At 69.6% G+C, this 13780-nt stretch carries 11 protein-coding genes; 6 read left to right on the top strand and 5 right to left on the bottom strand.

Annotated features, from left to right (window positions below; genetic code table 11):
* Positions 1 to 4: 4 nt before the first annotated feature.
* From ACIBEI_RS02920 to ACIBEI_RS02945, 6 genes are all read left to right on the top strand, one after another.
* On the top strand, positions 5 to 892 hold the full coding sequence (locus ACIBEI_RS02920) for a branched-chain amino acid ABC transporter permease (RefSeq protein ID WP_307519427.1): 888 nt from the start codon (positions 5 to 7) through the stop codon (positions 890 to 892).
* Positions 876 to 1988, top strand: coding sequence for a branched-chain amino acid ABC transporter permease (locus ACIBEI_RS02925; RefSeq protein ID WP_398884399.1), 1113 nt, complete (start codon positions 876 to 878; stop codon positions 1986 to 1988). Before ACIBEI_RS02920 ends, ACIBEI_RS02925 begins: the two co-directional genes overlap by 17 nt.
* A complete protein-coding gene (locus ACIBEI_RS02930) occupies positions 1985 to 2734 on the top strand; it encodes an ABC transporter ATP-binding protein (RefSeq protein WP_398884401.1) in 750 nt (249 codons plus the stop codon). Before ACIBEI_RS02925 ends, ACIBEI_RS02930 begins: the two co-directional genes overlap by 4 nt.
* On the top strand, positions 2724 to 3539 hold the full coding sequence (locus tag ACIBEI_RS02935; protein ID WP_398884403.1) for an ABC transporter ATP-binding protein: 816 nt from the start codon (positions 2724 to 2726) through the stop codon (positions 3537 to 3539). The genes ACIBEI_RS02930 and ACIBEI_RS02935 overlap by 11 nt, the downstream gene beginning before the upstream one ends.
* An 89-nt stretch (positions 3540 to 3628) precedes the next feature.
* Positions 3629 to 4606: a hypothetical protein gene (locus ACIBEI_RS02940; RefSeq protein WP_398884405.1), complete on the top strand. Its 978-nt coding sequence runs from the start codon at positions 3629 to 3631 to the stop codon at positions 4604 to 4606.
* A gap of 62 nt (positions 4607 to 4668) precedes the next feature.
* On the top strand, positions 4669 to 6774 hold the full coding sequence (locus ACIBEI_RS02945) for a PQQ-dependent sugar dehydrogenase (protein ID WP_398884407.1): 2106 nt from the start codon (positions 4669 to 4671) through the stop codon (positions 6772 to 6774).
* On the opposite strand, the gene ACIBEI_RS02950 is transcribed toward ACIBEI_RS02945, so the two are convergent.
* The 5 genes from ACIBEI_RS02950 to ACIBEI_RS02970 all read right to left on the bottom strand — a co-directional run bounded on the left by ACIBEI_RS02950 (position 6764) and on the right by ACIBEI_RS02970 (position 13699).
* On the bottom strand, positions 6764 to 8236 hold the full coding sequence (locus tag ACIBEI_RS02950) for a beta-1,6-galactanase (protein ID WP_398884409.1): 1473 nt from the start codon (positions 8234 to 8236) through the stop codon (positions 6764 to 6766). The two genes, ACIBEI_RS02945 and ACIBEI_RS02950, sit on opposite strands and share 11 nt — an antisense overlap.
* Positions 8237 to 8406: 170 nt before the next feature.
* Complete coding sequence (locus ACIBEI_RS02955) at positions 8407 to 9663, bottom strand: glucarate dehydratase family protein (RefSeq protein WP_398884411.1); 1257 nt, start codon at positions 9661 to 9663, stop codon at positions 8407 to 8409.
* Positions 9664 to 9781: 118 nt separating this feature from the next.
* Positions 9782 to 10831: a maleylacetate reductase gene (locus tag ACIBEI_RS02960; RefSeq protein WP_398885091.1), complete on the bottom strand. Its 1050-nt coding sequence runs from the start codon at positions 10829 to 10831 to the stop codon at positions 9782 to 9784.
* Positions 10832 to 10854: 23 nt separating this feature from the next.
* On the bottom strand, positions 10855 to 11730 hold the full coding sequence (locus ACIBEI_RS02965) for an intradiol ring-cleavage dioxygenase (protein ID WP_398884413.1): 876 nt from the start codon (positions 11728 to 11730) through the stop codon (positions 10855 to 10857).
* Between the two features lie 184 nt (positions 11731 to 11914).
* Positions 11915 to 13699 (bottom strand): FAD-dependent oxidoreductase, encoded by a 1785-nt coding sequence (locus ACIBEI_RS02970; RefSeq protein WP_398884415.1) that lies wholly within the window; start codon positions 13697 to 13699, stop codon positions 11915 to 11917.
* Positions 13700 to 13780 lie beyond the last annotated feature (81 nt).

Genomic DNA, 13780 nt, shown 5'->3' on the forward strand with positions numbered 1-13780 from the left:
CTGCGTGCCCTCCGCGAGCCTCGTCTTCCAGAGCATCGTCCTCGGCGTGCTGCTGGGAGGGCTCTACGCCCTCCTGGCGGCCGGCCTGACCCTCTACTTCGGCGTCATGCGCGTCGTGATGATCGCCCACTCGGCGTTCCTTATCCTCGCCGCCTACCTCGCCTGGTACGCGCACCGGGAGACCGGTGTCGACCCGCTGCTCACCCTGCTCGTCACCGTGCCGCTGTTCTTCGTCGCGGGCGTGGCCATGCAACGGCTGCTCCTGACCCGGCTGCGCCCGGCGACGCTGACCATGATGTCGGTGCTGCTGACGTTCTCCGTCGCCCTCGTCATCGAAGGGCTCCTCGGGTACGCCTTCTCCGGCACCCAGCGCCGGATCCGGCTCGGCTACTCGTCCGCGAGCCTGGAGTTCTTCGGCGCGCGCGTCGCGGTGGTCAAGCTCATCGCGTTCGGCCTGGCGGCCGCGGCCCTGCTCGGGCTGTATCTCCTGATGCGGCACAGCAGGTTCGGCCAGGCGCTGCGGGCGACGATCCAGCACCGAGAGGCCGCCGCGCTGGTCGGCATCGACACCGACCGGATCGCCGGGTACGGCTTCGGGCTCGGTCTCGCAACGGCGGCGGTCGGCGGTACGGCACTCTCGCTCGACACGACCATCTACCCGTCTCTGCACTGGCACTGGATCGGTCCGCTGATGGCGATCATCGTGGTCGGCGGCCTCGGCAGCGTGCCGGGTGCGGCGATCGCCGCCATGGCCCTCGGCATGACGCAGAGCCTGCTCCAGCTGGAACTCAGCACGACCTGGGCGCAGACGGTCTTCTATGTCGCGCTCTTCGCCACCTTGGCCGTCCGGCCGCAGGGATTCTTCGGGGGTCGGCTTGCCCAGAGATTCTGAACGCCCGCACCACACAGCCACGTTGCTGCGGCTGGGAGCACTGCTCGCCGGGCTCGCCGTCGCGCTGTCCTTCCCGTCCATGGCCCCGAGTCCGTACGAGCTGACCGTGGGTATCGCCATCCTCAACTTCGCGGTGCTCTCCACCTCCTGGAACTTCGTCGGCGGTTTCACCGGCTACATCTCCCTGGGGCACGGCGCGTTCGCCGGGCTCGGCGCGTACGCGACCGGGCTGCTCGTCACCAAGGGCGAACTGCCGTCGTTCGTCGCGCTGTTCGTGGCAGCCGCGTTGGTCGCCGTGCTCGCGATACCCGTCGGCTACGCCGCGCTGCGGGTGCGCGGCGCGTCCTTCGTCATCGTCTCGATCGCACTGGTCCTGATCATGCTGCTGGTCTTCCAGAGCTGGGCCTCGTTCACCGGCGGCTCGCGCGGTCTGGTGGTCCCGCGGCCGTTCCCGGGCAAGCTGCGCTCCGAGCACCACGAGATCTTCTACTTCCTGTTCCTCGGGCTGCTGGCGCTGGCGTTGCTGGCCTGGTGGATCATCGACCGCTCCCGGTTCGGCATGGGCCTGAAGGCGATCCGGGAGGACGAGGACAAGGCCCAGTCGCTGGGCACCCCCACCTACACGTACAAGCTCGTCGTCTTCGTGGTCTCGGCGGCCTTCACCGCCCTGGCGGGAGGGCTCTACGGGCTGTGGTTCGGCGACCTCGACCCCGTCTTCCAGTTCTCGATCCTGAGCGGGGCCTACATGGTCCTGATGGCGCTCCTCGGGGGCGTACGCCATCTGTACGGGCCGCTGCTCGGGGCGGTCGTCGTCGGGTACGGCCTCGAGTACTCCAAGCTCGAGTACGGGGACACCCCACTGCACCTGGTCTTCGCGGGCCTGCTGCTGGGGGTCGTCGTGATGTTCATGCCGGACGGTGTCATCCCGGCGGTCACCGGACTGGCCGCCCATGTCCTCGGGACCGGCGAGACGTCGATCCGCGAGGTCACCGCTGCCGAACTGCGCGACGAACGCGACGAGCAGGAGGCGGACGTCCGGCCGGACCACCGGCCGGACGGGAAAAGACCGGACGGGAAGAGAGAGGTGAGGCAGTGAGCGCGGAGGAGGATGAGCAGAGCCTGGCGGCCGTCGGACTCACCAAGACCTTCGGCGGGGTAGCCGCCCTGGACGGCGCCACCGTGTCGTTCCGGCACGGCAGGGTCAACGCCCTGATCGGGCCGAACGGCTCGGGCAAGACCACGTTCTTCAACTGCGTCACCGGCATGATCCGTCCCGACGCGGGCCGCACGACGTACCGGGGCCGAGACATCACCGCCAGGCCGCCGCACCGCATCGCCCGGGCGGGGATCGGCCGCTCCTTCCAGCTCTGCCGTGTCTTCCCCCGGATGACGGTCCTGGACAACCTGCTCGTCGCCGTACGCCCGCCGAAACTGCTGGCCCAACTCGCCGGCGCCCGAAAGCGGGAGGAGACGGAGCGGGCCCGGTACTGGCTGACCCGCATGGGCATCGACCACCTGGAGAGGGCGGAGGCGCGGAATCTGTCCTGGGGGCAGCAGAAGCTGCTGGAGCTCGCGGGCGTCCTGATGAGCGAGCCCGAGCTGATCCTGCTCGACGAACCGGCGGGCGGGGTCAACCCGGCACTGATCGACCGCATCTGTGACCTGGTGCGCGAACTCAACGCCGAGGGGAGGACGTTCCTGATCGTCGAGCACAACATGGACCTGGTCATGTCCCTCAGCGACCACGTCGTGGTCTTCGACCGCGGGCGGCCGATCGCGGAGGGCCCGCCCTCGGTGATCCAGTCCGACGAACGAGTCCTGGAGGCCTACCTTGGCGTCTGACTCCGGCTCCTCCACCGTCTCCCCGTCCCCCTCCGGCCCCTCCTCCCAGTCCGGGTCCGGATTCTTGCTCGAACTCGACGACATCCGCGCCGGATACGGACGGGCGGCCCTGGTGCTGCGCGGTCTGACGGTCCGGGTGCCCGCCGGGGGCGTGGTGTGCCTGGTCGGCCCGAACGGCGCGGGCAAGTCCACCGTGCTGAAGGTGGCCAGCGGACTGCTCGCGCCGCGCTCCGGCCGGGTCGTGGTCGACGGCGAGGACGTCACCGGCCGCGGACCGCAGCAACTGCTCGCCGCCGGGGTCGCCCATGTCCTTCAAGGGCACAGCGTCTTCCGGGAGATGACAGTCGCCGAGAACGTCCTGCTCGGCGGCTACACCATCAAGGACAAGGCGGTCGTCGCCGAGCGCGCCGACTTCGTACGCGACCTCTTCCCGCTCGTCGCCGAACGCTGGACGAGCCTGGCCGGACTGCTCTCCGGCGGCCAGCAGAAGCAGGTGGAGTTCGCCCGCTCCCTGATGGTCAGGCCCCGGGTGGTGCTCCTAGACGAACCGTCCATGGGACTCGACCCGAAGACGACGGGCGTGGTCTTCGAGCAGATCGTACGGATGCGGGAGGCGGGCACGGCCGTACTGCTGGTCGAGCAGAACGCCCGCCGCGCGCTGGAGACCGCCGACATCGGCTGCGTACTCGACCTCGGGCGGGTCCATGTCTCGGGCCCGGCACGGGAGTTGCTGGCCGATCCACAGCTGGGCGAGCTGTACCTCGGAGGCAGGCCGGCGCAGCCACCGGCCACGCCCAAGAGGTGACCAGCCGGGGAAAACGGTGCCCCCTATGGGAAAGCGATGACAGGCAAGGACATCGATGTCATGACACGCCTCGCAAAGGAGCGAGCGACATGGTCAGACGCAGACGGTACGCGGGAGTGGCCCTCGCCGCTCTCCTGACAGCCCTCACGGCCCTGGCGGCGGCGCCACCGGCCGGGGCACACGACGACGGTCGGCGGCCAACTGCCGTGCATCCGGGGCTCAGACCCGACCTCGCCGCCTACTACGACTTCGAGCATCCGGTACGCGGCAATCCCGCCAGGGAACGCGACCGGGGCTTCTCCGGCACCGACATCGATCTCGTGGGCGGTGGTGCGCGGATGCGGACACCGGACGGCGCGCACCACGGCAGCCGGAGTTCGCTCCAGGTGCGGCAGGTCGATCCGGACGCGGCGGGCAACGACGACTGGAAGGCGGGCGTGTACTCCGCGTACGGCGTGCCGACGCTGAACGCCTTCAACGGGGTCAACGGAGCCACCGTCATGGGGTGGTTCAAGATGACCGGGCAGAACCCGAGCCCCAACACCAACACGGCCGCCCCCGACGACCTTTACGGCGCGATCGGTCTTGCCGGAGTGCTCTCCGGCGACTCCGACGGACATGGTGTGCGCGCCCTGCTGGAACTCATCAACGTGAACGGCGAACTCCGGCTGGTCGCCCTCGGCCGGCGGATCGACGGGGCCGCCTCCCAGACCTTCGCGGCCTCCCAGGACTGGCGGACCCTGCTGCCGCCCGGCAAGTGGGTGTTCCTCGCCGCGACCTTCGACTTCGACAGCGGCGAGATGGCGCTCTACCGCAACGGCAGGCCGCTGGACGGCTTCTACACCGTGCCCGGCGACCCCTGGGACCTCTCGGGCCCCGGCCCGCACCGCACCTCGGCCACCGATCCGCGAGGCATCAAGATCGGCGGCAGCTTCCCGCAGAACACCCGGGAAGGCAACCCCTGCAACTGCCGGATGGACAGCCTGATGTTCCTCGACCGCGCGGTGGACGCCGCGCTGGTCCGAGCGCAGTACCGACTGGTCACGCACAAGGCCGCAGAGGAGTGACAGCCATGACCGGATCCCCCGGCACCAGACCCACACCCAGACCCAGACTCGGGCCCAGCCCCATGCCAGCCACCAGGCCCATCCTCCTGACACCGTTACTCGTTCTCGCCCTGCTGCTGTCCGTCCTCGTCGCCCTGCCCGGTGCCACGGCCCACGCGGCCGAACCGATCACCGACCCGGTCCCCGAGCGGCCCACCACGTCCGGCATCGGGCTCACGGTCGAGGAGTTCGCCGCCTTCCCGAAGAGCGTGCCGCCGGACGGTCCCGTCACCGATCCACGGCTGGTGCGGCACGCCCGTATCAACTATCTGAGCGAACTGCCCGACGGCTCGGGCCGGATGGCCGTGCCGGACCTCAACGGCAAGCTGTATCTCGTCGAGAACGGCACCCCGCGCGTCTATCTCGACGTCGCCGGCACCTTCTCCCCCGCGTTCTTCGGCAGCCAGGGTCTCGGCATGGGCTTCGGGTTCGTCACCTTCGACCCGCGCTTCAAGAAGAACGGCCGTTTCTACACCGTCCACACCGAACTGGCCTCCGCCACCGCCGCCGTGCCCGACATGCGGCAGGCGTCGAACACGGTGTACCACGGCATCGTCACCGAGTGGACGGCCGACGACCCCTCGGCCGACACCTTCGAGGGCACGCGTCGCGAGGTCCTCCGCATCGGCTTCGCGGGCCGGGTCCACGGCATCCAGCAGATCGACTTCAACCCCACCGCCCGGCCGCACGACAAGGACTACGGGCTGCTCTACCTCGCCGTCGGCGACGGCGGCCAGGGCGCCAGGAACAGTGAGCCGCAGAACCTGGCCCTGCCGCACGGCAAGATCCTGCGTATCGACCCGCGGGGCAGCGACAGCGCCAACGGCAAGTACGGCATCCCGTCCCGCAACCCCTTCGTCGGCACCCCCGGCGCCCTCGGTGAGATCTACGCGTACGGCATGCGCGACCCGCACCGGTTCAGCTGGGACACCGGCGGCCGCAACCGGATGTACCTCGGCCACATCGGTGAACACGCCATCGAGGCCGTCTACGAGGTGAGGGCGGGCGACAACCTCGGCTGGAGCGAACGCGAGGGCGCCTTCGCCTTCGACAAGGCCGCCACCGATCCCTGCGCCAAGATCCAGCCGCTGCCCGCCGACGACGAGAAGTACGGCTACACGTATCCCGTCGCCGCCTACGACCACGACCCGCCCGCCGACTGGAACTGCACCTCCGACGTCGGACGGGCCGTCGTCGGCGGCTTCGTCCTCCGCGACCGCGACCTGCCCGAGCTGTACGGCAAGTACGTCTTCGGCGACCTCGTCGACGGCCGGCTCCTCTACGCCGACACCAAGGACATGCGCCGGGGCGGCACGGACCTGGCCAAGCTGTACGACCTGATGCTGTACGACGAGAGCGGCACCCGGGTGACGCTGCAGGACCTGGCCGGGGACAGCCGGGTCGACCTCCGCTTCGGGCAGGACGCCGACGGCGGGCTCTATCTGCTCTCCAAGGCCAACGGCAGGATCTGGAAGGTGACCGGTACCCGGAAGTTCGCCTCCTGCGACACCGACGGCACGAAAGTCACCAACGTCATGGCCGGACACAACTGGGCCCCGGTCACGCCGTCCAAGTGGCGGTTCCCGGGCCGCGAGGCGATCCTCGCCGAGGCGGGAGTGGCCCGCCCCGGTCCCCGACGTCCCTTCGAGTACGCCCTGCTCACCGCAGGCCCCCCGGCCTTCGGCTCCGTACGGATCGACGCGCAGGTCCGTCTCGACACGCCCGTCGAGGTCACCAACCGGGACGTGATCATCGTGTTCGGCCACCAGTCGGACACGAAGTTCTATTACGCGCACCTGTCGACCGACAACACCATCTATCCGCACAACGGGATCTTCGTCGTGAACGACGCCGACCGGCTGCGTCTGGAGGACCAGTGGAACGGCACCACCGGTGCACCACCGGCCGTCACCGACTCGGCCTGGCACAAGGTGCGGGTGGTGCACTGCCCCGGCACCGGTGAGATCGCGGTCTATCTCGACGGCTCGAAACAGCCCCTGATGACGGCCGTCGACACCACGCTCTCCTCCGGCCGGGTGGGCTTCGGCTCGTTCGACAACATCGGACGGATGCGCGACCTGAAGGTCACCGGTGCGGCCGGTACAGGAGGGGCCGCCCTCACACGGTGACACCGTCGATCTCGAAGGTCTGCACCGAGGCGGCGGCGAACGGCACGCTCAGGCTCTTGCCGTTGAGGTAGGTGTCCGAGCGTGCCGTGTAGAGGTCGCCGCCGCCCGAGGTGAGCGTGTTCCAGCGCCGTACGAGCCCGCCGCTGCCACCCGTGACCGTGGTGAAGCGGGACAGGTCGAAGGTGAGCGTCTGTGCGGCACCGGAGTTGACGGCCACGATGACCAGGCGCTTCTGCGTGGCGTCGTGGGCGGCGACCGCGTAGCCGACGCCGGTGTCGAGGATGGTCATCCCGGGGCGGATGTGGCGGCTGAACTGGGCCATCACGTAGTACTTGGTCTGGACGGTGGTGGGCTGCAGGGTGCTCGCGTCGTACGCGATCATCGCCCAGCCGGTGGAGGGGTCCATCACCTGCCAGTAGACCCAGGCGGTCGGGTGCAGCCAGCGGAAGTCCAGGCACAGGTTGCTCGCCAGGGTGAGGCCGGAGCCGTCACTGTCACCGGTCTCGGAGTTCCAGAGCTTCTTGCCCGCGGTCGTCACGACATCCGTGTGGAGGAGGTCGCGGCGGCCGCCCGAACCCTGGTAGCCGTGCACGTTGACCTGGCTGACCAAGGCCTTCGTCGATGCCCCGAAGGAGTTCCAGGTCGTACGGGCCAGGTCGTAGCTGGTCTCGTCGGACGCGGAGATCCTGATGCCGGACAGGCCTCGCGTGTCGAGTTCGGTGCGCATGTACGGGAGGACGGCGGCCTGGACGGCGGCGTCCATGTGGCAGCCCTCCTGGGTGCCGGTGGCGGTCCACCAGGAGGACGAGGGTTCGTTGAAGGGGTCGACGGTCGCGAAGTTCACGCCCCAGTTGTTCTTCGCGCGCAGGGCGACGGCCGCCAGGTGGGAGGCGTGCTGCCGGTAGTTCCAGGACTGGAGGTTGTTGCCGCCGCCCGAGGCGCCCGACGGGTTGTGGTTGAGACACATCCACCACATGGGCGAGTTGGCGAACAGCTCGGTGACCGCGCCGCGTTGGACGGCCTTCACCAGGGCGGCGCGCTGGTTGGCGTCCGCCGTCCAGTCCCAGGCCGAGGAGGCGGGGTCCTCGTTGTTCCAGTCCTGCCAGTAGCCCTCGATCTGCTTGAAGGCCGGGATGTTGGGCGAGGCGACCATGGACTGGCCGCCCACGCTGTTCGGGCTGCACGCGCCCAGGTTGTAGCGGGCGATGTTCATTCCGAGGCCCGGCAGCGTCCTGCCGCCGTACGCCACGGACTTGGTGGTGAAGAAGATGTCGGCGAAGTCGTCCCGCGCGCCGAACACATTGGCCCACCATGCGAGCGAGGTGCCCCAGCCTTCCCAACTCCCGTACCTGGTGCCGGGGTTGACACTGATGGTCGCGTCGGCGCGGGCGGTGCCCGTCGCCAGCGCACTGCCCAGCAGCGTGCCGCCCGCCGCCGCCAGCAGCGATCTGCGCTTCATCATGGAGGTCTCCTGTCGCGCTCATGCCACAACCTGGTTGAAGAATGAGGCGGGGGCAAACGGTTGTCGAGACGCGTGACAGCGCTTTCTCTTTCGATAGTTTTATGGGCGCCCGTGTCACGGCTGTGGCGTATGGGAGCCCGTGTCCCCACGGCCTCATGGGCGCGCCGGCGTCACCACCGAGGGAGCTTGAGCTCGTACTCCGGGTGGACGCGCCGCATGTAACCGGTGTCGTCGCGGCCCTTCGTGCCCGAGTCGAGATGGACCCGGTGGAGCCGTTCCAGTGCGTCGTGGTCGAGTTCGACGCCGAGCCCGGGACCCGTGGGGACCTTGACCGCGCCGTCCCGCAGTTCCAGGACGCCGGGGACGACGACATCGTCCGCGAGGTTCCACGGGTAGTGGGTGTCGCAGGAGGTGTCGAGGTTCGGGATCGCGGCGGCCACATGGGTCATGGCGGCGAGGCTGATGCCGAGGTGCGAGTTGGAGTGCATGGACAGACCGAGGCCGAACGCCTCACAGACGGCGGCGAGTTCACGGGTGCGGCGCAGACCGCCCCAGTAGTGGTGGTCGGTGAGGAGGACCTGGATGGCGTCCTGCTCGACGGCCGGCTTCAGGTGCTCCCAGGCGACCACGCACATGTTGGTGGCCAGCGGCATGGGCGAGGTCTTCGCTACTTCCGCCATACCGGGAATCGTGGGGGTGGGATCCTCCAGGTACTCCAGGCAGCCGTCCAGCTCCCGTGCCACGTACCGCGAAGTCTCCACCGTCCAGGCCGTGTTGGGGTCGAGCCGCAGTGGCTGTCCCGGGAAGGCCTCGGCGAGCGCCTTCATCGCGGCGATCTCCTCGTCGGGCGGGAAGACACCGCCCTTGAGCTTGAACGAGCTGAATCCGTAGCGCTGTTGCATCAGCCGGGCCTGCTCGACGATGCCCGCCGGGTCGAGGGCCTCGCCCCACTCGTCGCCGACGGCCGGGTTGCCGTCGAGCGCCGGGTGTTCGGCCCACTTGTAGAAGAGGTACGCGGCGAAGGGCACGGCGTCACGGACCGCGCCGCCCAGCAGGTCGCTGACCGAGCGCCCGAGAAGCTTGCCCTGGGCGTCCAGGCAGGCGACCTCCACGGCGGAGGTGGTCCAGCCGCGCTCGTGGGAACTGGGCACGGTGGGCAGCAGGACGGTGTCGATCGCGGCGGCGACGGCGGTGGTGTCGAAGACGTCCATGCCGACGACGGCCCGCGCCGCGGCCCGCAGCCGGTCGCTACGGATGTCGCCGCCGGTCGACTCGCCGAGGCCCACCGTGCCGTCCTCCAGGACGAGTTGGAGGATCAGCCGCAGGGCGAGGGGCTCGTGCACACCGCTGGAGTTGAGGAGCGGCGGGTCACGGAAGGCGATCGGCGTGACGACCAGTTCGCGGATCCGACTGTCGGGGGTGGTCATGCGCGGGCTGCCTCCAGGCCGTGGTCGACGAGCTTCACACACACGCCATTCACGTCCATGAACCTGCCTCATGAATCTAGATGGCCCGCAGCCAGCTAAGAATCGTTTCAGGTGTATGTCAAGACATGGAGAACTCGACGAGAGGGGCGTCCCCCGCGAACGCCGCCCTCAGCACGGCGAGCGCGCCCTCGTGCGTGACCTCGCGCGGATTGGCGTACGCCTGCCCCGCGACCTGCTCGGCCGCGACTGCCAAGTCGGCCTCGGCCAGACCCAGTTGAGCGAGGGAGCGAGGTGCCCCGAGCTGTCCGGACAGGGTCCACAGAGCGAGCGGGGCGTTGTCGGTGTCCAGGGCGCGATCGAGGGCCCCGATCGCCTCGGGAGCGGCGGGCGCGTTGTACGCGAGGGCGTACGGCAGGACGACCGTGTGCGTCTCGGCGTGCGGCAGGCCGAACGTGCCGCCCAGCACATGGCAGAGCTTGTGATGCAGGCCCATGGTGGTCGCACCCAGGCAGGAACCGCAGAGCCAGGCCCCGTAGAGGGCGCGGCTTCGGGACTCCAGGGACGAGGGCTCGGCAGCGATCTCCGGAAGTGCCGAGGTCATCGCCCGTACGCCCTCCTCGGCCATCAGGGAGACGAGGGGCGAGGTGTCAGGGGCGTACAGCGCCTCGACGGCGTGCGCGACGGCGTTGACGCCGCTCGTGACGGAGAGGGGCACGGGCATGGAGAGGGTCAGCTCGGGGTCGTACACCACGCTGCGCGGAAGGACCGACGGGTCCCGGCCAGTACGCTTCGCGCCGTGCTCGGTGAGGCCCCACACGGAGGTCATCTCAGAACCGGAGTACGTGGAGGGCACGGCGATCAGGGGCAGTCCCGTGCGCAGCGCGATCGCCTTACCGAGGCCGATCGACGAACCGCCGCCCACGGCGACGCAGCCGTCGGCGCCCGCCTCGCGAGCCACCTCGACGGCACGGTCGGCGACCTCCACCGGGACGTGCATCCGGGCTTCGGCGTGCAGGCCCGCGCACAACTCGCCCAGCGAGTCGGCGACCCCCCGCGCGGTATCCGCGCCACGCGCGCCGGACACCACCAACACCCGCCGCAGACCGAGCCGTTGGACCTCGCCCGCCGTCGCACTCACCGAGGCGCCGGGCCGGAGGACGACCCGCATGGGCTGGGCCTCGTACGAGAAGTTCACGCTTTCGCCCCAGGAGTCAGTACGAGGTCGAATTGAGCATGCCGGAAGGGGTTCGGGACGCCGAACTCCCGTGCCAGGGAAGGGTCGTCGGTCGCCGCGAAGTCCTGGACCAGGCTGTGCTTCACCGCGAAGACCGCGTCCGAGTCGAGGTAGTCGCTGCCCGCCACGAAGATGTGTGTGGTGACGGGGGCGTGGCCCTCGGCGGTGGCGATGAAGTGGATGTGGGCGGGGCGGTAGGCGTGCCGGCCGGTGGCGCGGAGCAGGTCGCCGACCGGACCGTCGGTGGGGATGGGGTACGGGCTCGGCACGCAGGTCCGGAACCAGAAACGGCCCGCCGCGTCCGCCGTGAACAGCCCGCGGCCGTTGCCCGGTGGCTGGAGGTCAGGCTGCTGCACGTCGTAGAAGCCGTCGGTGTCGGCCTGCCAGACGTCGAGGACCGCGCCGGGCAGCGGGGTGCCGTCCTGGGAGAGCACCCGGCCGCTCACGACACACGGTTCGCCGCTGCCCACCAGGTCGATGTCGGCGCCGAGTTCACGGACCGGGGACTCGGTCATGTGGAAGGGGCCGAGGACGGTCGACTCGGTGGCGCCGGGGCCGCGGTCGGCGTTCAGGGTCTCCACCAGCATCGAAAGGCCGAGCACGTCCGACAGGAGGATGAACTCCTGCCGGGTGTCCGTGCACGTCTGCCCGGTCGCCGTCAGGAACCCGATCGCCCGCTCCCACTCCTCCTGGGTGAGCCGCGTCTCCCGCGCGAAGTCGTGAAGGTGACGGATCAGACCGGTGAGCAACTCCCGCAACCGCGGATCGGTATCCTCCCCAAGACTCCCGACGGCCTCCTCGGTGACCGCGGTCTCACTGGCATCGATGGTCATGACGACTCCTGATCCACTGTGTCCCGATTCCCACGATCACTGTCCCGCACAACCTGCCTCGCCCGGTGAGCGACGCAAGCCCTTCGCACTCAAGGGGCGCGGGGAACTGCGCGACCAGCCCCCACAAGCCCGCAGCCACACGACGACGCTCACCACCCCGAAGCCCACCCGCACAACCGCAGAGCTACCCGTGACCGAGAATCCGCCGCACCGCACCCCCGAGCAACTCCTCGGCATCGCCGACCGCCGTCGCGTAACGAAACGCCACATACCCGTCGGGCCGCACCAGCAGCACCCCCGAGTCGGAGACTTCACTCAGCCGCGCCCAGTCCCCGTACGGATCCTCGTACTGCTGCCCGGGTCCGATGACAGCGGTGGCGATATCGAGGCCGACGGCCTCCGCGGCCCGCACCCACCCCTCACCACCGATACCGGTGAACAGGGTGAAGCGCCCCCGACCGGCCGCGTCGAGCGTGGACAGGGTCCGGTCCCCGGCCGTGATCCACGCGTGGGGCAGCTTGGCGCCGGGCCGCGAGGACGGCTGGTGGTACAGCTCGGGATCGCGGTCGAACCCGGGATCCTCCGTACCGTCGGGGACGACCGCGTCCGACACGTACCGCTGATTTAGATCGACGCCGTGCGCGTTGAACTCGTACACCTTGAAGGCGATCGCCTCGCGGAGTCTGGCGCGCTGCTTCTCGGCGGCCTCGGTGGCGTCCTTGCGGGCGGCGATGTTGGCCCACAGCTGCTCGGGGCTCTGCGGGGAGAGGCCGTCGAGCGCCTCGAAGATCGGCGCGGTCTCGCCGATGGACTTGTTGGCGCGGGTGACGATCTGCCTGCCGACCGGGGCGCGCTCGGCGGTGTACGTGTCGAGGAGCTTGGGCGAGGCGGTGCCGTCGAGGACGAGCTTGAGCTTCCAGGCCAGGTTGTACGCGTCCTGGACGGAGGTGTTGGAGCCGAGGCCGTTGGACGGCGGATGGCGGTGTGTGGCGTCGCCCGCGCAGAAGACGCGGCCGTTCGAGTACGTCTCGGCGTACATCTCGTTGACCGTCCATGCCGAGGAGGACTTGATGGTCACGGGGATCTCGTCGTCGCCGACGAGTCTGCGGACGATGGACTCCGCGTACTGGGTGGTGAGGTCGGGCGCGCCCGCGGTCACGTCGTAGCCCCAGACGATCATCCACTCGTTCCAGGGGCGGACGTTGCGGACGAGGCCCGCGCCGATGCCGCCGACGGTGGCGCCGGGAGCGAGCACCCAGTACAGCGTCGAGGGCCGGTGCGCGGTGTACTTGCTCAGGTCCGCGTCGAAGACGATGTTGATGCTGCCGGCCACGCCCATCTGGCCGCCCATCGGCAGACCCGCGTCCTCGGCGACCTTGGAGCGGCCCCCGTCGGCGCCGATCAGGTACTTGGCGCGGATGGTGTACTCGTCGCCGCGCAGCCGGTCCTCGACGGTGACCGTGACTCCGTCGGCGTCCTGGACGAACGACTTGTAGACCGTGCTGAAGCGGAGGTGGGTGCCGCGCGCCACGGCGGTCTCGACGAGCACCGGCTCCATGAGGTGCTGGGGCATGTCGCACATGCGGGTCGGACTGGCGAGGTCGTGAGCGGCCTGTACGAGGGGGTCGTTGCCCCAGGAGCGGACGCGGCCGAGCTCCTCGCCGGCCAGGCTGGTGCAGAAGGTGGTGTTGCCCATCAGGTGCTGGGGCGTGGCCTGCGCGACGACGTCCTGCTCGACACCGAGGTCGCGCAGGACCTCCATCGTGCGCTGGTTGGTGATGTGGGCCCGGGGTGTGTCGGCGAGGCTCGCGTAGCGGGTGACCACGATGTTGGGCACGCCGTAGGTGCTCAGGGCCAGGGCGGCCGAGGCGCCCGCGGGGCCGCTGCCCACGATGAGTACGTCGGTCTCGACTACGGGCTCGACGTTGTGCACGGGCACGCTCCAGGGGATGAGAACAGCACCAACCATTCATGATCATGGTGCGATACGCGGGAACGCGGGTGTCTCATTACGAGACACCGACGCGGGTTTGCGGGAACCGGTGCGGGT

The sequence above is a fragment of the Streptomyces sp. NPDC050988 genome (assembly GCF_044456225.1).
Classification (GTDB): Bacteria; Actinomycetota; Actinomycetes; order Streptomycetales; family Streptomycetaceae; genus Streptomyces.

Bases quoted from the DNA above. Each gene is read 5' to 3' on its own strand.
- ACIBEI_RS02955 (WP_398884411.1), bottom strand. From the start codon at position 9,663: ATGACCACCCCCGACAGTCGGATCCGCGAACTGGTCGTCACGCCGATC.
- ACIBEI_RS02965 (WP_398884413.1), bottom strand. From the start codon at position 11,730: ATGACCATCGATGCCAGTGAGACCGCGGTCACCGAGGAGGCCGTCGGG.
- ACIBEI_RS02945 (WP_398884407.1), top strand. From the start codon at position 4,669: ATGCCAGCCACCAGGCCCATCCTCCTGACACCGTTACTCGTTCTCGCC.
- ACIBEI_RS02950 (WP_398884409.1), bottom strand. From the start codon at position 8,236: ATGATGAAGCGCAGATCGCTGCTGGCGGCGGCGGGCGGCACGCTGCTG.
- ACIBEI_RS02960 (WP_398885091.1), bottom strand. From the start codon at position 10,831: ATGCGGGTCGTCCTCCGGCCCGGCGCCTCGGTGAGTGCGACGGCGGGC.
- ACIBEI_RS02940 (WP_398884405.1), top strand. From the start codon at position 3,629: ATGGTCAGACGCAGACGGTACGCGGGAGTGGCCCTCGCCGCTCTCCTG.
- ACIBEI_RS02970 (WP_398884415.1), bottom strand. From the start codon at position 13,699: ATGGTTGGTGCTGTTCTCATCCCCTGGAGCGTGCCCGTGCACAACGTC.